Raw genomic sequence first — 20,509 nt, 5'->3', positions numbered from 1 at the left:
TATACTCTTTCATTATATTTTGAATGCTTTTTACCAATATTCCATAAAATTTGAGGCACTTTATATTAGACAGGGAATAAATATTCCAGTTTTAACTATATATTTGTTCCCTGTCTTTTTCTATTCACCTTTTTTTAGTATTAAACAAATTCTAATAAAAAGAAATAGCTGGAGGAGAAATATAATAACTTATAAATTATTATTTAATAATTTTAGAATTTCTAATTTTCTAAACAAAATATCATATATTATAGTATTTTTTACACTAACAAGATTTTTAACATTTTTCTTGGTATATATATATATATATATATATAATTGTAAGTATAGACATAAACTTAATACTTTTTTAAAATTAAATTTATTAAAAAAAATTCATTATGGAGGTAAATATAATGAAATTACGTAATTTTATACTCATAACTACAAACTTAGTAGCCATAACAACTTTTTCTACTGTTTCATGCGGTAAGCAAGTTGAAAAACCAATTGATCCTGCTGAAACTGTTGTAAAAGCATTCAAAACAACCTATGCTTCAGTTTTAAACAAAACTGAAGACAATGTAACTTTAGATGATGAAGCACAAGTAACCCAAGCTTTAAGTACATATAATAATTTAGACACAAATGCTAAAACTAAATTAAGTAGCAAAAAAGAATTATTAGATAAATTAGATGCTAAAATTAAGCAATTAAAAGCGGAAAATTCTGGCAGAAATAATACTGAACCAAATCCACCAGCCCAAGATCCTGCAAGAGACAATGGAAACCACAACCAAAATACTGGAACAGGTAATGAATCAGAACAACCTGGTTCAGATATAAAACCAAAAGATACAAATAATACTCAAGAAGACCCAAAAGAAGAAAATGTACCTTCTAATCCAGGAACTAGTGATCCTGCACCAACAGACCCAACTAAGGAACCAACTAATGGTAATGGTAACCAAGAATCTCTTAAGCCGACCCCAAAAGATCCAGTAACACAAGAACTCGGAAACGGCGGAAAACAACCAGATGAAGAAAATCCAAACAATAGCACAAATAATGTATCTAATCCAGAAGATACTAAAGATCCAAGTGGTTCTCGATCAGGCGATAATAAAGAACAAGCTCAAAACCAAACACCACCAGATAAACCAAATCCACCATCCGATGAGGCTGTTCCAGGCGACAGCGGAAATAGCCAAAATACTGGAACAGGTAATGAATCTGAACAACCAGGGGATAGTGCAGAACAAAAAACTCCTAACAGTGAAACTCCTCAAGAAAATTCTAATGTAGAAGAAACTAAAGATTCAAAGAACAAAGAGGAGAAAAATACTACAGATGCACAAAATAATGAAACAACTCAAAACCCTGTCAAAAGCAATACAGATGAATCTCAAATTCCACCAACAGAACCAAAAAAAGAATTGCAAGAACAAAAATTCAAAATAACTAATTTAGTAGTGCATAGGGATTCTCATTATAGGGATTACTTATTTTTTGTACTAACTGTAACAAAAGACTTATGACTTAAACTAGAAAAAAGTAATTTTAACATTAATATTGAACCTGAGTCTAACAGATTAAGAGTATATAATGATACAACAAGCCTAAACCCAAAACAAAAGTTAAATGAAAATGGTGGAAACGTAACTTTTATAATTTTTCTCGACTACCCTGGGTTAAGAGAAGGTGATTTGTTAACCCCAGGAAATTGGATAGTAACACAACTAAGTGACACAAAAGAACCTGGTTATAATCTTCTTGATAAAGAGTATAAATTCGCTATAGATCAAAACAAAAATATTAAAATGATAAATAACTAAAGATAAATATTTTTAATTAAGAAATATAATTATAATTTAAAAGATTCCTAATTGAACTTAGGAATCTTTTAAATTATAAATTCAACATTATTATTTTCCTATAAATAATGCTTAGCAAACTCTTGAGTAAATCACCTTAATACTTTATCCCTAAAATCTTTTACCGTTTCACCACTTTCATTTGTAATTGCGTGAAATTGAACATTATAATTCTTTTTAATTAAAAATACTTCTCAAATTCATGAAGGATCTGGTCTGTATTGGTCAGGTTGATTATAATTAAAATTAGGTCCAGCATATGAAAATATTGTATTAATTGTTACTTGATTATTATTATTATATATTGGGATTATAAATCCACCTCTCGGGGTTTTAATATTATTAGATCGCATTTTTATATAAATGTCATTAGTTTTCAAAATTTCATAAGCATCTTGGTTATTTAAATATAATTCTTCGAATAATTTTTTAATCTTACTACTATCATTATATTCTTGAGATTTATTAAGTTCTTTAAACCTTTCTATAATATAAGTGTCAAAATCTTCTTTAGTAGTTATTCGAGCAAAATCAGCTGCACGTCATTTTTGTTGTTTAATATCTTCTAAATAAGGTGGGTAAATACTAAAAAAAGTAATATTAAATGTGTCAATACCTTTTTGTCTATATTGCTCTTTAATTGTTTTTTGATCTTCTTCTAATCATTCTTTAGGAGCAAAAACAGCAACTCTTGTGAAATCATTATATTTTGGAAAAATCTCGTCGTACATTTCTTGAATTTGGTTTTTATAATATTCTTCAGAAAATAATGAAGCACATGAAAATGTAGTTAGTGGTGTTAAACAAGATGCTAATGCAAATACAAATTTTTTACTCATTTTCATTTCTCAACACATGAGTTACAGCAATTAAATCATCTATAGAATTAGAATCTGGATAGTAACCAGGTTTAGTAATGCTATATCTATAAATCCCTGAATCAATCACTTTATATTCAATTAATTCATCGTTTGTCAGTCGTTCTTTTACTTCTCTGATAATATGCCAAGTACCATCACTTGCGAGTTTTTCAAGTCTTAAATCATAGTTAGTAACTAAATTATTGTAACTTCGATTCTTAACACCAACTAAACTTAGTTGATTTTCATTTTTATGTTCACTATCTCACTTTTGTTCGGCAGCAGATCAAGTAGGAGAAAATCAAGATAAAAATGAATTTCATCAATTTCTCGCTCATGGTCTAGATTCTTTTTGGTTCAAAATTCCAGCATTAAACATTCAAGAACTTGATATTTTAATCTTTTGACCTTTTTCTAACTGTATTTGTTTGCTTGTAAAGACATGGTCTTTATATTTTGATAAATTAGAAGTAACAACAGAATAATTATTAGCAGCTTCTAGCATTGCTTTAAAATCAACTGTACCAGATCCAAATTTTTGTTCATAACCACTTGTTTTATATTTTAAATCTGATCTTTGCGGAGTAACGGCTGATGCTGATAAAATAGCTTTAACAATCGGAACCCTAAAATTACTATTTCTAATATCATGCCTATATTTCATTAAATTAGAAATAAGACCTGTTACGACCGGAGCTGCATAACTTGTTCCATCATAGTAAGCATTAGTATTATAAACAGGATTATAAAATAATGCGGGTGCTACCACTAAGGGTTTAGAAAGATTGTGTAAATCCTCCCTTAATTTATAGTTTGAATAATAAGCAACCGAGTTATGTTTTACATATTTCTTAGTTGCATAATTTGATAGTGCTCCAACGACTACACTATTAAGTGATAATTTCTTATCAGCTATTAAATGTTTAGCATTTGTTCCGTTATTTCCTGCGGAAAAAACATTTATTACACCATACTTACGTGATATATAGTCTAAAAAATAGGCATTTTCATTGTAACCATTAAAATATTTTTCGTTTTCAATTGTATTGCCGGTTTTGTTAACATACGACATTCAAGGTCCATAACTATGGTTAATTAACTTTATACCATCATTTTTGACCATTTTTTCTATAGTGGACATTCATTGGTTGTCATCTATCATTGAGTATAAATATACTTTAGAAGACCTGTCAATTCCATACTGCCCTGCAGCAATCATAGATACCATTGTTGAATGTGTTTTTGATTCGGGATCATAATTATTAGTAAACTCATTTAATTCAATACCATTTCTAAAATATTCTTTATATTTACTATCAAAGGGATAGGCCCATGATTCAACAATTCCTATTTTGTTAACATAGGAATTGTTTAGATGATCTTTAGCATTCACAATATCTGCATTCTTCAACACATCTAACTTGTATTGTTCAAAATTAGCATCAATTCCATATCCACCATAAACATATACATTTCTTTTGGGGGAAGTAGAACTAGAACCCATTCTTTCAAAATCATGAATAACACGAGCTTCATTATTTTGAATATTATTTTTAAAAACTATAAATTTAAAAATCTGATTTCAGTGCTTTATGACACTGACAAAATTTTCCCTATCGTTTTCTGACTCAAAAAAGAATCACACTACTGGCATCATTGTCAAAGAGTTAAAAGATTTATATCTTAATTTATTTTTGTTAACCTTCTCAATAAACTCATTATTAAATTTATTTATGAAATCCTCATTATCGGTTTCAAATCCAGGGTTTAAAAGTAGTTTTAGTTCAAAATTATTATTAATTGGTTTTATTTCTAAATCGCCATTATTCTCAACTCTAATAACTGACTGATTCCTTACTTCAAATTTATTACTTTCTAAATTTTCGTATCAAATCGTATTTGAAACCTCTTTTTTTACAGTTGATGTAACAAAGAAAGGTGTTAAGCTAGCTATACTTATTAAAGTTAAAGAAAAAATTTTCATTTTCTTTTTCATAAATATCTCCTTATTTATTATTTAAAAGTTTTCAATATTGTTTTTTGTTTTAAACTATAAATAACATAATAGATGTTTCTAAAAAACAATATAAAGGTATTTAATATATGCCCATTACAATATTACCACAAAAAAATTTTTTATACAAATATTTTAATATAACAGTATTTTTCTTAAAATGGTAATGATACTAAGCCACGAATATGCCAGTATTAAAAAAACTTCCTTTTACAAGGAAGTTTTTGTATAAATTATTCTTCAATAACTGTCCCGCCAGCTTTTTCCACAGCTGCACGAGCTGAATTGCTAGCTTTTTGTACTGTTATAGTTACTTTTTTAGTTAGTTGACCATTTCCTAATAATTTAATTGGTAAACGTCTTTTTACAAGACCAACTTCAAATAATGATTCAACGGTAATTGTTGCATTATTTTCAAATCTTTCTTCAATATCTTTTAAATTAACCACTTGGTATTCTACGTGATTTACGTTGGTAAACCCACGTTTTCCAATACGACGGAATCATGGAGTTTGCCCACCTTCAAATCCTAATCTATGACCTTTACGCTTGTTTTGTCCTGATTGCCCTTTACCAGCTTGTTTCCCTTTACCAGCTGCATGCCCACGACCTTTACGGTGTTTTTCAGGTCTTGAACCTTCAGTGAATTTTAGATTATGTAATTTAACTGCCATAATTATTTTTTAAGTTCCTTTACATCTTTATCTCTAATCTCTGCAATTTGTTCAGGTGTTCTTAAAGTTAAAAGAGCTTTAACAGTTGCTTTAACAACATTAGCTTTTGAACGTGAACCATATGTTTTAGTAACGATGTCAGTATACCCAGCAAGTTCAACAACAGCACGAACTGTCCCTGAAGCAATAAGCCCTTTCCCTTTAGATGCAGGTTTTAAGATAACTCTTGAAGATAAGAATTTAGCATTTACTTCATGAGGAATTGTTCCAGTTTTTTCATTTAATGGAACTGTCACCAAATGGTTTCTAGCATCTTTAATAGCTTTTTTGATTGCATCCGGAACTTCGTTTGCTTTACCATGTCCAAATCCAACACTACCTTTTTTATTTCCGATAACTACAAATGCTGAAAAACTAAATCTTCTTCCACCTTTAACAACTTTAGTAACACGAGCAACATCAATTAATTTTTCGCTGTATTCAGATTCGACTCTTGGTGCACGGTTCTTTGAAAATGTTTTTCTTCTTGGACTAAATTCTCTTTTTTGGTTTTCGCCGTCTTTTTTAGGTCCAGGTTTTTGATCACGGTTAAATGGAGCTCTAGGTGCTCTTTTAGCAAAAACCTCTTTAGTTCCTGTTTTAGGTTGTGTGTTATTTACTTTGGTTTCTTTTTCTGCGTTCATAATTAGAAATTAACTCCTTTTTCTCTAACTGCATCTGCAAATGCTTTAACACGTCCATGGAAAATATATCCACCACGGTCAAACACAACTTCAGAAATTTTTAATTTGTTAATTTTTTCACCCATTAAAGCACCTAATTTTGCTGCTGCTGCAACATTCCCGCCATATTCAGGGCAAGCTAAAGTTGAAGCGCTTGCTAAGGTAACTCCCTGAATATCATCGATTAATTGAGCATATAAGTTTTGGTGTGATTTGAAAACGTTAAGACGAGGTTTAGCAGCTGTTCCTTTAATGTAGTAACGGCTACGGTTATGTTTTTGTTTTCTAGCTTGATTTCTTGATAATTTTGCCATAATTTTAACCTATTAAGCTTCTTATTTTTTAGAAGCTGTTTTCCCTTCTTTACGTCTGATTTGTTCACCTTTATAAGAAATACCTTTACCTGAATAAACACTTGGTCTTCTAACATTACGAACTAATGAAGCAAAGTGGCCAACACTTTGTTTATTAATTCCTTCAACTGCTACTTCAGTTGGTTTCGCAACTGTAACTTTAACATCTGATGGAACATTTAAAGTAACGTTGTGGCTGTAACCAGCAGAAATTACTAACTGAGATCCAGTTAAAACTGCCTTATATCCAACCCCTTTAATTTCTAAATCTTTACGAAATCCTTTTGAAACTCCTAAGATCATGTTTGAGATATGAGAGTTTGTTGTACCATGTAATTGTTTGGTAGTTTTTTGCTCGTTAGCACGAACTGTTCTAACTTCATTATTTTCAACAAGAACTGAGATTAATTGACTAAATTCTCTGGTTAATGTTCCTAATGTTCCTTTTACAGTAACTTTAGAACCTTCAACAGTAACTGTTGTTCCAGCAGGAATTGCTAGAACACGATTTCCAACACGAGACATTTAATTACCTATCAAATGTAAGCAATGATTTCACCACCTACATTTTCCTTTCTGGCTTCTGCCCCAGTCATTAATCCTTTTGATGTTGAGATAATTACGGTACCATAGCCTGATAAAATAGCTGGAATTTCGTCTGATTTAACATAAACTCTTAAACCAGGTTTTGATACTCTTTTAATACCAACAATGGCTGATTGATTTTTCTTGTATTTTAAAGTTATTACTAATGATTTATTAACTCCTTCACCTTCAACAGAATATGAAGAAATGTACCCTTCTCTTTCGATTAATTTAACGATAGCTTCTTTTTTAACTGAATAAGGAACTGAAAGTGATTTATGTTTTCTAGCATTTGCATTTTTAACACGAACAACTAAATCTGAAATCGGATCTGTTATAAACATAATTATCAACTCGCTTTCTTCACACCAGGAATTTTACCTTCGTGTGCTAAATTTCTAAAACATACACGGCAAATTTTAAATTTTCTTAAAACCGCATGTGGACGACCACATAATTCACAACGTGTGTAAGCACGGGTAGAAAATTTTGGATGACGTTTTGCTTTTTCGATTAATGCTTTTCTTGCCATTATTTAGCTCCTTTTTTCTCGAATGGTACACCAAGAAGTTCTAATAAGCTTCTTGCTTCATCATCAGTATTTGCACTTGTAACAATTAATACATCTAATCCCTTAATACGACGAATTTTGTCAAATTCGATTTCAGGGAAAATAATTTGTTCTTTAATACCTAAAGCAAAGTTTCCTCTACCATCAAATGCTTTAGGGTTAACACCACGAAAGTCACGCACACGTGGCAATGCAATGTTAATTAATTTTTCTAAGAACTCTCACATTCTTTCTCTACGTAGGGTAACTTTTCCCCCCATAGGCATACCTTCACGTAATTTTCATGAAGCGTTTGATTTTTTGGCTTTAGTTTCAAATGGTTTTTGACTTGAAATTAAAGTTAATTCATTTAATACTTCTTCAATAGCCTTTGAATTTGATACTTCTTTACCAGCAGTCATATTTAAAACAACTTTCTCAATTCTTGGAACTTGCATTAATGATGAGTAGTTGTATTTTTCTTTAAGAGCAGGAACAGCTTTTTCTAAATATTTTTGTTTTAACATAATTTACTAAATTTCCTTCTGAGTTTTTCTTACAACTCTCACTTTTTTACCATCTGCATTTACTCTGTATCCAAGTTTTGAGAATTGATTACCTTTTGATTTTGAAGCTTTTTTAACTAAGTATGCAACATTTGAAGCATGGATTGGAGCAGCTATTTCTGTAATTGAACCATCTTGGTTTTGTTGCGTTGGCTTGTTGTGTTTTTTAACAATGTTAACATCTTTAACCACAACTCTTTGTGATTCATGTAATACTTTTTCAATTGTTCCGATTTTTCCTTTTTCTTTACCGGCAATAACTATAACTTCATCATTTTTCTTAAATTTAATTTTAGCCATAATTTCCTCCTATAAAACTTCTGGTGCTAATGAAACAATTTTTGGGAATTTTTCACGTAATTCACGTGCCACGGGACCAAACACACGTGTTCCACGTGGTGTTAAATCTTCTTTAAGTATTACAACTGCATTGTCATCAAAACGAATGTATGTACCATTGTTACGGTGAATTCCGTATGATGAACGCACAACAACTGCTTTAACAACTTGCCCTTCTTTTACCATTCCAGTAGGAATAGCTTTTTTAACTGAACATACAATAATATCACCAATGTTAGCTGTTTTCTTTTTAGATCCACCTAAAACACGAATAACACCAATTTCTTTTGCACCTGAATTATCAGCAACTTTAGCTCTTGATAGTTCGTGTAACATTATTCATTACCTGCTTTTGAAATTGATACTAATCTAAATCGTTTAGTTTTAGAAAGTGGTCTAGTTTCCATGATGACAACAATATCATTTAATTTAGCACTTTGATTCTCATCGTGTACAGCAAATCTTTTAGTTGATTTAAAACGTTTTGAATATAATGGGTGTTTTTTGTATGTATCGACTGCTACAATAATTGTTTTAGCTGATTTACCAGCTGAAACAACAGTTCCTGTTAATGTTTTTCTTGCGTTTCTAATCATTATTTAGCTCCTTTAATTTCATTTAAAGCAGTAAGGGCTTTTGCTATGTTGGTTCTTAATTCTTTAATTTTGTGGGTTTCTTTTAAATCACCAATTGAATTTTTGTATTTTAAGGAGAATAATTCTGCTTTAAGTTCTAAAACTAAAGTTTCTAATTCTTCAACTGATTTCTTTTTTAAATCTGCGTAAGACATATTTTAATTATCTCCTTTTTGTACTATTTTTCATTTAACTGGTAATTTGTGTCCTGCTAGACGCAATGCATCACGAGCAACTTCTTCAGAAACTCCACTTACTTCAAACATCATTGTGTTTACTTTAACTGCTGTATATCATAATTCTGGTGCACCTTTACCTGATCCCATACGTACACCAATTGGCTTAGAAGTTTTTGAGAAGTGTGGGAAAATTCTAATGATAACATCTCCTTCACGTCCCATTCTACGAGTTGCAGCAATACGTGCTGACTCAATTTGACGAGCTGTTACTCAAGCTGATGTTACAGCTTGAAGCCCAAATTCACCGAAAACCACAGTATTACCTTTAGTTGCTTTTCTTTTATCATGTTTCACTAAAAATGGTTTTCTATATTTAGTTCTTTTAGGTTGTAACATTATTTATCACCTCCTAAAATTTCTCCAAGTGAAATTCATACCTTAACACCAATAGCACCATATGTTGTACGTGCTGTTGCTGTTGCATAATCAACATCTTGTCTTAAAGTATGTAATTTCATTTCTCCTTCAGAATAACCTTCTGAACGTGCCATATCAACACCATTTAAACGACCACTTACCATGGTTTTGATACCTTTAGCTCCTGACTTCATCGCTAACCTAATAGCAATCTTTTGAGCTGAACGGAAGCTTTCACGATTTTCTAACTTAGTAGCAATCATTTCTGCCAATAATCTTGCATTTAAATCAGGTTGTTTTAATTCAATAACTTGTAAGTTAAATTTAGCTTGTCTGTTTTTAAGGAATTTTTGTAATTGTAAGGTTAATTCTTGAATATTTTTACCTTCTTGACCTAAAATAGCTGCTGGTTTTGTGGTGTGTAATAAAACTGTAATTTTATTATCTTTGCTTCTTCTAACTTGAACCTTACCTAATTGGTATTGACGTACTAATTTATCAAAGAATTTATAAATTTTAGCATCTTCTACTAATAAGTTTCCAAAGTTTGCTTTATCAGCAAATCAAGTAGAATTATGTTTTTTAGTAACTCCGTAACGGAATCCATTAGGATTAACTTTTTGTCCCATTAGTTTCTCTCCTCTAGTACAATTGATAAATTAGATGTACGTTTAAAAATTGAATAAGCATTTCCGCGACTTCTTGGTTGAAATCTTTTTAAGGTTGGACCTTCATTTACATAAACTTCTTTTACGTATAGTTTTGATGCATCCATTCCGTGGTTGTTTGTTGCATTTGCAATTGCTGAGTTTAATAATTTAATGAATATTTTAGAAGATTTTTTAGCTGTGTTGTATAAGATACCAAGAGCTAAATCAACGTTTTTTCCTCTAAATAAGTTAGCAACTAATTTAGCTTTTGAAACACTAACTCTTTGTAACTTAACGTGTGCTTTTGCTTGTTGTCTTGCCATTATTTTTTCTTACCTTTATCTGCACCATGTCCAGAGAAAGTTCTAGTTGGTGAAAATTCACCTAATTTATGTCCAACCATATCATCTGTAACATATACTTCATTAAATTGTTTTCCATTGTGAACTGCAAAAGTTAAACCAACAAAACTTGGGAAAATTGTTGAACGTCTTGATCATGTTTTAATTGGCTTTTTAGGTGCCTTGCCTTCAACAATAGCATCAACTTTTTTTAATAAGTGGTCATCGGCAAATGGGCCTTTTTTCAAACTACGAGCCATTATTTAGCATCCTTTCTTCTTCTTACGATAAGTTTATTTGAAGATTTCTTAGTTTTTCTAGTTTTAACACCAAGAGCTTTTTTTCCTCATGGAGTAAGAGGAGCTTTACGACCAACTGGTTGTTTTCCTTCCCCTCCTCCGTGTGGGTGGTCTACAGGGTTCATAACTGAACCACGAACTGTAGGTCTAATTCCTTTATGTCTGTTAATTCCAGCTTTACCAACATTAACAAGCAAGTGTTCTTCATTTCCAACAACACCTATTGTTGCACGGCAACGTGCTAATACACGACGAGTTTCTCCTGATTTTAATTTTAAGACAACGTATTTCCCGTCATCATCTTTACCTAGGATTTGTGCAGAAACTCCAGCACTACGCGCAATAATTCCTCCACCTCCAGGTTGCATTTCAATGTTGTGCACAAATGTTCCTTCAGGGATAAATGTTAATGGTAATGCATTACCTACCATAATATCTGCTTTTTCACCTGAATATACAACTTGTCCTACTTTAATGCCTTTTGGAGCTAAGATGTATCTTTTTTCTCCATCTGCATATGCTAATAAACAAATGTTTGCTGATCTATTTGGATCATATTCAATTGTTTTAACAATAGCAGGAATATTATCTTTATTACGTTTGAAATCTACTAATCTGTAGAATCTTTTAACACGTCCTCCATGATGTCTAACAGTAATTTTACCTTGGTTATTACGACCAGCATTGTTTTTTAAATTAACTAATAATGATTTTTCTGGTGCATGACCTGATAAATTTTGTCTAAAATCTAGAGAAGACATATTTCTACGACCGTTAGTAGTTGGCTTATGATATTTCATTGCCATATTTATGTTCTCCTTTGCTTAAAAATAGTTGCGGATCTTTCTTTTAAGCATTAAATTCCGCTTAACTTTAATCTAATATTTGTAATATTGTGTTTTAACAATATTTGGGCAAAATCTTATTCTCCACCCACTTTACGTTTTTGTACTGGTTTAGCTTTAGTTGTTGCTTGCTTTGTAGCTACTGTTTTTTTAGCAGCTAATTTTTTAGCAACTTTTGCTTCAACGTCTGAAGCTTTTTTAGCTTTTTGTTCTTTTCTAGCAGTTTCTTCTTCGCTTACAACTTTAGCAGCATCATTGGTTGAAGGTAAGTAATTTAATGTTCCTTCAGATAAAGTTACTAATGCTTTTTTGTAGCGAGTTGTAAATCCACTGAAACGACCAACTTTTTTAGGTTTTTTGTCAACTTTAATAGTGTTTACTGATTCAACCTTTACTTGGAAAATTGTTTCAACAGCTTCTTTAATTTGGAACTTATTAGCAGCATAGTCTACTTTAAAAACATAAACAGGTTTTTTGTCGTTTGATCTTAATCTATCTGTTTTTTCAGTAAGAATAGGTGATTTAATAATTCTCGTTAATTCCATAATTATCTACCTCTTTGTTTTAAGATTTCTAAACTTTCGTTTGAAACAATCATAATATCTGCACCAATTAAGTTTTCAACTGTTATTGAGTTAGCCTTAACAACATTAACATTTTGTAAGTTTTGCGCTGATTTGTAAACAAGTGTATTTTCATTAACTACTAAAATGTGTTTTAGGTGATTTACTTTGAAACCTTCTAACTTTTTAACTAAATCTTGTGTTTTAATTCTTTCTAATGCTAAATCATCTACCAATACAGATTTATCTTGAGCTAATAATGTTAAAGCAGATACAAATGCTGCATATTTAACTTTCTTATTAACTTTCAATGAGTAATTTTTGTTTGCTTGAGGACCAAAGGCTCTCCCTCCACCAACTCAAATTGGTGAACGTCTTGAGCTGTGACGAGCACGGCCAGTTCCTTTTTGTCTTCATGGTTTTTTACCACTACCAGATACTTCAGCACGGTTTTTAACTTGGTGAGTACCTTGTCTTCTTGAAGCTCTTTCAGATAAAATAGAATCGAAAATCGCTTGTTCATAAATTTTTTCACTTCCAAATAAGTTTAATGGTAATTTAGCCGAAAATTCAACTTTTTTAACATTAAGGTCTTTTTGAATTGAAACTTTAGTTGTTTTTGGTTTTGGAGATTCATTTTTAACAACTGGTTTTGCAGCAGGTTTAACTGTTTTAGCTGTTGAAGTTTTAACAGCTGGTTTTTTAACTGCAGGTTTTGCACTTGTTTTTGGTTTGGTTTGTGTTTTTTTAGTTTCAGCCATTATTTGTCTCCTTTTTCAGCCGCTTCTTTAATTAATGCTTCAAGTTCATCTGAATGCATTCCAACTTTAACTTCAATACCAAACTTTTTAGCTTGTTCAACTAATTCATTCATTTTAACAACTTCGACAACATCAACAAGTTTAACTTGTTCACGGTTTGGCAATCCTTTAACAGCTTGTTTTACTACTACAAATGATTTTTTTGGTCCAGGGATTGAACCTTTGATTAAAAGTAAATTGTTTTCAACATCTACTTTAATTACTTCTAAGTTTTGAACTGTTGTTTTAACATGTCCAAGGTGTCCAGGCATTGTCATGCCCTTGAAAACTCTGTTTCCAGATATATCTCCAAGAGATCCTGTTTGTCTTACTGGTTGTGAACCACCACCACCACCGTGTGATTTAGGTCCAATGTGTTGATTGTGTCTTTTAATTGTTCCAGCAAAACCCTTTCCTTTTGAAACACCTGTCACGTCTACTAATTCACCAGCTGCAAAAATATCAGCTTTTATTAATTGTCCAAGTTCGTATCCTGACATTTCACGAACTTCTTTTACGTAGCGCTTAGGTGTTGTATTTGCTTTTGAAAAATGACCTTTTTCAGGTTTATTTGATCTGCTGTCTTTTTTATCAAATGATGCTAATTGAGTTGCAACATAACCATTTTTGTAATTTGTTAAGACTTTAGATACAACATTTGGTTGTACTTCTATCACAGTAACAGGTATTCTAGTTCCTTGTTCACTGAAGATTTGAGTCATACCAATCTTACGTCCTAAGATTCCTTTCATTTAATTCTCCTTATTTTTGTTTATTTTGTTTCTTTAACATGAATTCCTACACCAACAGGCAATTCTAATCTTTGAAGTTTATCAACTGTTTTAGCATTAGCATCGCTAATAACAATTAATCTTTGGTGTGTTCTGCTTTCAAATTGTTCACGTGATTTTTTATTAACGTGCACTGATCTTAAAATTGTGATTTCTTGGTATTTTGTAGGCAACGGAATTGGCCCACTAACTTTAGCGCCTTCTTCTTTAGCCGCTAAGTAAACTTTTTTAGCAGCTTGGTCTACAGTAACGTGGTCAAATCCTTTGATTTTAATATTTAATTTGCTCATGTGTTGTTTCCTCCGTTCTATATTTAATGAACATAACTCCCTATAAAAACTTAACACAACCTCAACAACTTATGTTATGTTAACAACCTTATAGTTCACTGTTATAGTTTCCTATCTATTATAATAAAAAAATAGAAAAAATAAATTTTTTTCCTATTTTATTTTTTGATAACTGTTTTTGGTGTATCGGGGCCTAGAATTGCTTCTCAATTCAGTACGTTAAGACTTGTTCTGGAACATATTCAAAGCCTTTTTCAATGATTTCTTGTCCTTTTAATAGAATCATAGTTGGAACCTTTAAAACTCTTCATTTGGTGGTTGGATCTCTTAATAATTGAGCTTCTTCAGCATCAACATTAATAAAGGTAATTTCACTGCGATCACTAAATTTTTCAGCTAAATTGTCAAAGGTTCTTTTCATCATTTTACAATCGCCACATCATTCAGCGGTAAATGTAAGGAAAGTTAAATCATGTTTTGCTGTATTATTAATGTAATTTTCAGCATCTTTTCAAAGCATTTTCTTAAACATCTTATTCTCCTTTGTTAATTGGTGATATTTCATCTAATCAATGAATTTCACCTTGCTTTGGTTTAATTATACTACTTTCAGAATTTTCAATAACATTAATTTTTGGTGTTTTTTCTTCTAAAATTTCACCTTTTTCAAATGGATTAGTTTGAAAAATTGAATCAGATAAATCAAGTTCTAAACTTAATTCATCATGTACATTGTTATTTGTTTGTATTTGCATAAGTTCTATGTTTTCAGTATTTTCATTATCTAAAAACTCTTTTAAATAGTCTTGTACTGGATGAGAATCTAATTCCTTTAAAAGTGTTTTTAGTTTACCATCCTTTAATCTAAAATTAATGATTTTGGATTCTAAGAAAATTAAAAACTCATAAAACATTTTGGTTTGTTTTGAATAAGTATAAAACTTTTTAGAACTTGTTAACATTATTCTTTCATTTAATAATGATAAATTAAAAGCAAAAATAACTTTATTTTTTGTTTTAATTCGTAAAACTGGAAAAAATAAGAGCTTGATTAAATATAGAGTAATCAAAATAATACAAACTAAAGCTAAAATATACGAAAATGAAATTACATATAGTAAGTTCAAAATTGAATCAAATAAAAACCCAATATTATTACTTATTAAATAATGATTAATTAAATTTTCAATAATTGTTGAATTTGAATTAATAAACCCCACATTATAAAATTTATCCCATCATCCGTATAAATAAATATTTTGAAACTTATCATAATTAAAATCAAATTCTTTAAGATTAACATTAACAAAATGTAAAACCAAATGATAAATTAACAAAATTAAAACAAAACTTACAAAGATAAGTTTAAATAATTGTTTTTTAAAATTTCACCATGAAACTTTAAAACGTTTATTTAACCAAGCAAAACATTTATTTTCAAGTCCTTTATTAAATAGTTTTACAAACAAAATTATAAGCCATAAAATTAAAACAAACCATATAGAACCACCAAACAATAGTCCATAACTAAAAATATAAAAAACTTTAAATTCATAACTTGGTGATAAAAACACAAAAGAAATTGAGCATAAAAAACTAAATGTTCACAACAATAAACTTACAAACTGGTATAAAAGTTCTTTTTTAGGAGCTTTTCGTGTAAAGTTTAGTTCTTTCTCAACAAAACTTATCTTTAATAATTTATAAAATTTGCTTAATTTCATTTTATACCGGAAGTAGTGTTAAGGCAACAAGCGGATCTTTATCAGTTAATTTAAAAATTTTCTTACGAATGGTTTTACGAATTTTCTCATTTACTTCATACATTGAGGTGTAAACCCGATTAGATAGTAAATCAATAAAAACCTGCTTAATTAAATCATTTAACCAATTCACTTTATTTTCATCAATTACACCAATGCTTTTTATATTTAAATAGCTGACAATTTGTCGAGTTTTAGGATTATATTGAGCATTAATAATAATCACTCCTTCTCGTCCTAATACTTCTCGCTCAGCGATAACTTCAGAGGAGATATCACCAACTCCAAATCCATCAACAATAACGTCTTTTACTTCTTTAATTTTCGCATTTTGCGAAAATTTAATCCCGCCTTGAAAATGTAATACTTTTCCATTTAAAATTACAATTGATTTAGTTTTGCTATTTTCAATACCATCAACTACATCAGCACAATCAGTTAAATATCTAAATAGACCTTGGGATGGCAAAAAATAATCAGGTTGTAAATATTTTACTAAACTAACAATGTCTTCGCGAAATGGACGACAATAAAAATAATTTTGATCAGGAATTTCAATTACGTGTGGTGTAATTCTGGCTATTTCATCAAGAATATAACTAACTTTTGATTCTAAACCATTGACCATTGGAGTATTCATAATAAAATGATCATTTTTTTTGAAACTTAAATATAAATCCTCGCCTGCAACAGTTTTTAAAAGTCTGTTATATAACCTTTCTGGTGAACCAGTTACTAAAATTACCACATTATTATATTTTTCAATCTCACGATAATCAATACTTGTTGGTAATTTCATAGCATCTTGTTGATTGACAGTTATCCTCTGCATTGTTTCAAGTAATGTCCAATAATTTTTACCATATACAGCAACAGGCCTTTTATATTTCAAAGCTAAGTTTAAAATATTATGTAAACTAACCATATCCTCGCTAAAAGCTCCAAAAATAATTCTTTGGTCTTTGCGAGCTCTTCTGAAAGTATTTGTAATACTTTCAGGTAAACTAAAACGCTCATATGCTTTACCAGCATAATTTGTTTTACCAGCATCTGATACTAATGCCCTCACTTTACGACCTGAAAATAGTTTTGGTAAATGTAAAAATCATGATTTACCAAAAAGACCTAAATCTCCTTCTAAATAATTAAACATAAAGACATAATCTCCAGTTTTTGTGATAAAACTAAAACCAAGGTTGCCTGGCACACTTCCAGATAATGCAATTGGCTGCACATAAATTCTACCTATTTTAGTTTTTTTAGTGATTATAATAATTTTATAACTACTTGGTTTGATATTGTATTTTTCAAGGCGATCAATAATAATATCTTTACTAAATTCTGAAGTATAAATTTTTAAACCTGCCACTTTCATTAATAATCAAGGAAGTGCCGAAAAACTTTCATTTCTAACATCAGTGATAAAAACACCTTTGATATATTTTTTGTTTTTTTCTAAATATTCAAAATTAGGGATAATTGTATCAATACCATTCTCTGCATTAACAGGTATTTTCACACCACTATTAACTAAATATAAATCTTCATTATAAGCAAAAACATAGCTGTTTTTACCATTTTCATCTTGCCCCCCAAGGGCAAAAATTCTCACATTCTCCATGTTTGCTCCTTTTTTTATTATTATTAAATAATTTAAATTAAATGTCTAAATAAATGCAAATATTTATTATTTTTTATTATAACATATGTTTAAGAATTCATGCAACAAAACCTTTGAGTAAACTGATGAATATTTAAATAGTTTTTATATTGAAACATAAATCAAGTATTAGTAATTTTATTTAACGAAAAATAACGAGTGCAACCTCGTTATTTTGAAAATTAATTTTAAGTTGTTTGCTTTTGTTTTTCACTTTCTTCAATTTCCTGTATAGTACGTAAATTAACTGTTTGCGTTTCTTTTGAAGCATTAAATTTAAGTACTTTACCTTCTAATGGAAGTTCTATAGTTTCTTTATTTGTTTGTATAATCACTTTATCTATATAAAAATCACGGTTGTAATTACGTTTATTTGGTCCATTAAGGTCAGTTGAAAAGTTTATTTTAGTATCATTATTTATAAAATTAGAATTGTGTCTATTAAAATTTAAAGTGAAATAAGTAATATTGTCTTTTGTATTCATAACTCTTATGTAAGCATCAGATCTATTATGAAAGCGTCTCATAAAGTTTTGACCACTAAATACAATATTAAAATCTCTACCACTGCCCCCTGGTTGCACAAATAGTTGTAATTTATTATCATTACCAGCTATATTTAGTTTATTTTCTTCTTTCTTACCTTCTTCAAGTCTTAGTTTATCCCAAAGTTCTTTTAGTTTTTTGTTAACTTCCTGTAACTTAGCTAAATCAGCATTTTCACTTAATTCAGATTTTAATCGTGCTAATTCTGTATTATTAGCAAAATTGTCATCAACTATTTTAGCAATTCTGCTAAATTCAGAATTTAGCTCTGTTTCTTTTTTCTTTAATAATTCTTTTAGTTCATTAATTGCTTGAATTACTTCAGAACTAGAAGAATTATCGGAAATTTTAGCAGTAATTGTTTTAATTTGTGCATTATTTTCACCATAAGTAGCTTTTGCTTCTTCTAAAGTCTTATTGTAATTAGAATCAAGAATAATTCTATTAATCTTTTGAGTAGCATTTGCTAACTCAGTTGATATTGGATTGGTAGGAAGCAGATTTTTAATTTGCACAACTTTAGCTTTATCTTCTTCATCTAAGGTTTTAGAATCATTTAGGGATTTATTATAATCTTCTTTTATATTAACTAAAGCCTTAATTTTGTCTAATACTGATTCTAAATCAGCAGTTGTGGGATTAGTAGGTAATGAATCGATAATTGATTTAAGTTCAGGATGATTTAAACCATAATAATCTTGTGCTTTTTGTTTTTGTTTATTATAATCATCTTTTACTAAAATATCTTTAAGTTTATTAATTGCATTTTGTAATTCTGATGAACTTGGATTAGTTGTTGGAACTTGTGCTTTAATTTCTTCAATTTTGGTTTTATCTTCTTGGATTAAATTGGTATTTTCACTAGCTTGCTTAACTAATTTATTATATTCAGAATTTAATAAAATATTTTTGATTTTACCCGCAGCCTGAATTCAATCATTTGAGGTTGGATTCTCAGGTAAAGCATCTTTAATTTCATTAACTTTTTGCTTATCAGTTTCATCTAAAACTTCAAGTGCTTGTTTTAAAATTTTGTCATATTCTGATTTTGCATTAACAATTACATTAATCTTTTGAGTAGCATTTACTAATTCAGCTGATGTTGGATTGGTAGGAAGCAGATTTTTAATTTGCACAACTTTAGCTTTATCTTCTTCATCTAAGGTTTCAGAATCATTTAGGGATTTATTATAATCTTCTTTTATATTAACTAAAGCCTTAATTTTGTCTAATACTGATTCAAAATCAGCAGTTGTGGGATTAGTAGGTAATGAATCGATAATTGATTTAAGTTCAGGATGATTTAAACCATAATAATCTTGTGCTTTTTGTTTTTGTTTATTATAATCATCTTTTACTAAAATATCTTTAAGTTTATTAATTGCATTTTGTAATTCTGATGAACTTGGATTAGTTGTTGGAACTTGTGCTTTAATTTCTTCAATTTTGGTTTTATCTTCTTGGATTAAATTGGTATTTTCACTAGCTTGCTTAACTAATTTATTATATTCAGAATTTAATAAAATATTTTTGATTTTACCCGCAGCCTGAATTCAATCATTTGAGGTTGGATTTTCAGGTAAAACATCTTTAATTTCATTAACTTTTTGCTTATCAGCTTCATCTAAAACTCCATGTGCTTGTTTTAAAATTTTGTCATATTCTGATTTTGCATTAACAATTACATTAATCTTTTGAGTAGCATTTGCTAACTCAGCTGATGTTGGATTGGCAGGAAGCAGGTTTTTAATAGTTAGAAATTCAGAATTATTTTCACCTAAAACATTTATAGCATTTTCAAATGCTTTATCATAAGATGTCTTAGCAATATTATAATTCTCTTGATCTTTAGCGAGAATTAGGTTATTAATTTTATTTATAGCTGTTTGTAAATCAATTGCATTTGGATTTTCTGGCAATTCATTTTTAATAACTTGAATTTCTGAGTTTTGAGAACCTAATTTCTCATTTGCTGTACTTAATAAAGAGTCATATTCATTAGTTAATGAAACAATTCTTTCTTTTTCTCTTTGTTGCTCTGGAGTATCTTTAGTAGGCTTATTTAAAATACCTAACGTAACTCCAGCAATAACTGTACTAGTTGCAAATATCGAACCAACAGTTATTAAAAGTAATTTCGTTTTCATAAATATTCCTTTGTGTATTTAAATTTGCATTAAAATAAGTTTTATTTTGATGCAAAAAAATTATACT

26 protein-coding genes and 1 pseudogene are annotated in these 20,509 nt (G+C 29.6%); 1 reads left to right on the top strand and 26 read right to left on the bottom strand.

Features of this window, described 5'->3' with window-relative positions:
* Positions 1-395: 395 nt before the first annotated feature.
* Entirely contained in the window at positions 396-1,814 is a 1,419-nt protein-coding gene (locus AC0B4N_RS01740) for an ICP22 family protein (RefSeq protein WP_465102167.1), read from the top strand.
* A gap of 98 nt (positions 1,815-1,912) precedes the next feature.
* Here the strand turns inward: AC0B4N_RS01740 and AC0B4N_RS01735 are convergent, their stop codons facing one another.
* The 26 genes and pseudogenes from AC0B4N_RS01735 to AC0B4N_RS01610 all read right to left on the bottom strand — a co-directional run bounded on the left by AC0B4N_RS01735 (position 1,913) and on the right by AC0B4N_RS01610 (position 20,442).
* Positions 1,913-2,698, bottom strand: a complete 786-nt coding sequence (locus AC0B4N_RS01735) for a hypothetical protein (protein WP_465102166.1) — start codon at positions 2,696-2,698, stop codon at positions 1,913-1,915.
* Positions 2,685-4,709, bottom strand: coding sequence for a S8 family serine peptidase (locus tag AC0B4N_RS01730; protein WP_465102165.1), 2,025 nt, complete (start codon positions 4,707-4,709; stop codon positions 2,685-2,687). Before AC0B4N_RS01730 ends, AC0B4N_RS01735 begins: the two co-directional genes overlap by 14 nt.
* A gap of 251 nt (positions 4,710-4,960) precedes the next feature.
* Positions 4,961-5,401, bottom strand: coding sequence for a 50S ribosomal protein L15 (rplO, locus tag AC0B4N_RS01725; protein WP_465101307.1), 441 nt, complete (start codon positions 5,399-5,401; stop codon positions 4,961-4,963).
* 2 nt (positions 5,402-5,403) lie between these two features.
* Complete coding sequence (gene rpsE, locus AC0B4N_RS01720) at positions 5,404-6,084, bottom strand: 30S ribosomal protein S5 (RefSeq protein WP_465102164.1); 681 nt, start codon at positions 6,082-6,084, stop codon at positions 5,404-5,406.
* A gap of 2 nt (positions 6,085-6,086) precedes the next feature.
* Positions 6,087-6,437 carry a 50S ribosomal protein L18 gene (rplR, locus tag AC0B4N_RS01715; protein WP_465102163.1) on the bottom strand — a complete coding sequence of 117 codons (351 nt, stop codon included), beginning with the start codon at positions 6,435-6,437 and terminating at the stop codon, positions 6,087-6,089.
* 21 nt (positions 6,438-6,458) lie between these two features.
* A complete protein-coding gene (gene rplF / locus AC0B4N_RS01710; RefSeq protein WP_465101304.1) occupies positions 6,459-7,001 on the bottom strand; it encodes a 50S ribosomal protein L6 in 543 nt (180 codons plus the stop codon).
* Between the two features lie 8 nt (positions 7,002-7,009).
* The gene (rpsH, locus tag AC0B4N_RS01705) at positions 7,010-7,405 is read right to left on the bottom strand and encodes a 30S ribosomal protein S8 (RefSeq protein ID WP_465101303.1); all 396 of its coding nucleotides are present in this window, start codon (positions 7,403-7,405) and stop codon (positions 7,010-7,012) included.
* A 2-nt stretch (positions 7,406-7,407) separates the two neighbouring features.
* Complete coding sequence (locus AC0B4N_RS01700) at positions 7,408-7,593, bottom strand: type Z 30S ribosomal protein S14 (protein WP_465101302.1); 186 nt, start codon at positions 7,591-7,593, stop codon at positions 7,408-7,410.
* On the bottom strand, positions 7,593-8,138 hold the full coding sequence (gene rplE, locus AC0B4N_RS01695; protein WP_465102162.1) for a 50S ribosomal protein L5: 546 nt from the start codon (positions 8,136-8,138) through the stop codon (positions 7,593-7,595). The genes AC0B4N_RS01700 and rplE overlap by 1 nt, the downstream gene beginning before the upstream one ends.
* A 6-nt stretch (positions 8,139-8,144) precedes the next feature.
* Positions 8,145-8,477 carry a 50S ribosomal protein L24 gene (rplX, locus tag AC0B4N_RS01690; RefSeq protein WP_465101300.1) on the bottom strand — a complete coding sequence of 111 codons (333 nt, stop codon included), beginning with the start codon at positions 8,475-8,477 and terminating at the stop codon, positions 8,145-8,147.
* 9 nt (positions 8,478-8,486) lie between these two features.
* Entirely contained in the window at positions 8,487-8,852 is a 366-nt protein-coding gene (rplN, locus tag AC0B4N_RS01685; RefSeq protein ID WP_465101299.1) for a 50S ribosomal protein L14, read from the bottom strand.
* Positions 8,852-9,112: a 30S ribosomal protein S17 gene (gene rpsQ, locus AC0B4N_RS01680; protein WP_465101298.1), complete on the bottom strand. Its 261-nt coding sequence runs from the start codon at positions 9,110-9,112 to the stop codon at positions 8,852-8,854. Before rpsQ ends, rplN begins: the two co-directional genes overlap by 1 nt.
* On the bottom strand, positions 9,112-9,306 hold the full coding sequence (rpmC, locus tag AC0B4N_RS01675) for a 50S ribosomal protein L29 (protein WP_465101297.1): 195 nt from the start codon (positions 9,304-9,306) through the stop codon (positions 9,112-9,114). The genes rpsQ and rpmC overlap by 1 nt, the downstream gene beginning before the upstream one ends.
* A gap of 3 nt (positions 9,307-9,309) precedes the next feature.
* Positions 9,310-9,726, bottom strand: coding sequence for a 50S ribosomal protein L16 (gene rplP / locus AC0B4N_RS01670; RefSeq protein ID WP_099309247.1), 417 nt, complete (start codon positions 9,724-9,726; stop codon positions 9,310-9,312).
* Entirely contained in the window at positions 9,726-10,376 is a 651-nt protein-coding gene (gene rpsC, locus AC0B4N_RS01665) for a 30S ribosomal protein S3 (protein ID WP_465101295.1), read from the bottom strand. Before rpsC ends, rplP begins: the two co-directional genes overlap by 1 nt.
* Positions 10,376-10,720, bottom strand: a complete 345-nt coding sequence (rplV, locus tag AC0B4N_RS01660) for a 50S ribosomal protein L22 (RefSeq protein ID WP_465101294.1) — start codon at positions 10,718-10,720, stop codon at positions 10,376-10,378. Before rplV ends, rpsC begins: the two co-directional genes overlap by 1 nt.
* Positions 10,720-10,998, bottom strand: coding sequence for a 30S ribosomal protein S19 (gene rpsS / locus AC0B4N_RS01655; RefSeq protein WP_099309244.1), 279 nt, complete (start codon positions 10,996-10,998; stop codon positions 10,720-10,722). The genes rplV and rpsS overlap by 1 nt, the downstream gene beginning before the upstream one ends.
* Positions 10,998-11,843, bottom strand: a complete 846-nt coding sequence (rplB, locus tag AC0B4N_RS01650) for a 50S ribosomal protein L2 (RefSeq protein ID WP_465101293.1) — start codon at positions 11,841-11,843, stop codon at positions 10,998-11,000. Before rplB ends, rpsS begins: the two co-directional genes overlap by 1 nt.
* Before the next feature lie 116 nt (positions 11,844-11,959).
* Entirely contained in the window at positions 11,960-12,427 is a 468-nt protein-coding gene (gene rplW / locus AC0B4N_RS01645; protein WP_465102161.1) for a 50S ribosomal protein L23, read from the bottom strand.
* Positions 12,428-12,429: 2 nt separating this feature from the next.
* Positions 12,430-13,206, bottom strand: coding sequence for a 50S ribosomal protein L4 (rplD, locus tag AC0B4N_RS01640; RefSeq protein ID WP_465102160.1), 777 nt, complete (start codon positions 13,204-13,206; stop codon positions 12,430-12,432).
* A 131-nt stretch (positions 13,207-13,337) separates the two neighbouring features.
* A pseudogene (rplC, locus tag AC0B4N_RS01635) lies at positions 13,338-13,997 on the bottom strand (50S ribosomal protein L3); the annotation flags it as partial.
* Between the two features lie 20 nt (positions 13,998-14,017).
* Entirely contained in the window at positions 14,018-14,326 is a 309-nt protein-coding gene (gene rpsJ, locus AC0B4N_RS01630; RefSeq protein ID WP_465101290.1) for a 30S ribosomal protein S10, read from the bottom strand.
* Between the two features lie 193 nt (positions 14,327-14,519).
* A complete protein-coding gene (locus tag AC0B4N_RS01625; protein WP_465101289.1) occupies positions 14,520-14,858 on the bottom strand; it encodes a thioredoxin family protein in 339 nt (112 codons plus the stop codon).
* 1 nt (position 14,859) lies between these two features.
* The gene (locus AC0B4N_RS01620; RefSeq protein WP_465102159.1) at positions 14,860-16,050 is read right to left on the bottom strand and encodes a hypothetical protein; all 1,191 of its coding nucleotides are present in this window, start codon (positions 16,048-16,050) and stop codon (positions 14,860-14,862) included.
* Between the two features lies 1 nt (position 16,051).
* Entirely contained in the window at positions 16,052-17,710 is a 1,659-nt protein-coding gene (locus tag AC0B4N_RS01615; RefSeq protein ID WP_465102158.1) for a ribonuclease J, read from the bottom strand.
* 227 nt (positions 17,711-17,937) lie between these two features.
* On the bottom strand, positions 17,938-20,442 hold the full coding sequence (locus tag AC0B4N_RS01610; protein WP_465102157.1) for a hypothetical protein: 2,505 nt from the start codon (positions 20,440-20,442) through the stop codon (positions 17,938-17,940).
* Between the last annotated feature and the right edge of the window lie 67 nt (positions 20,443-20,509).

Source organism: Mycoplasma sp. 13536 (assembly GCF_055523495.1).
The sequence above is the reverse complement of the archived record's forward strand: the minus strand, read 5'-3'. Positions and strand labels throughout refer to the sequence as shown.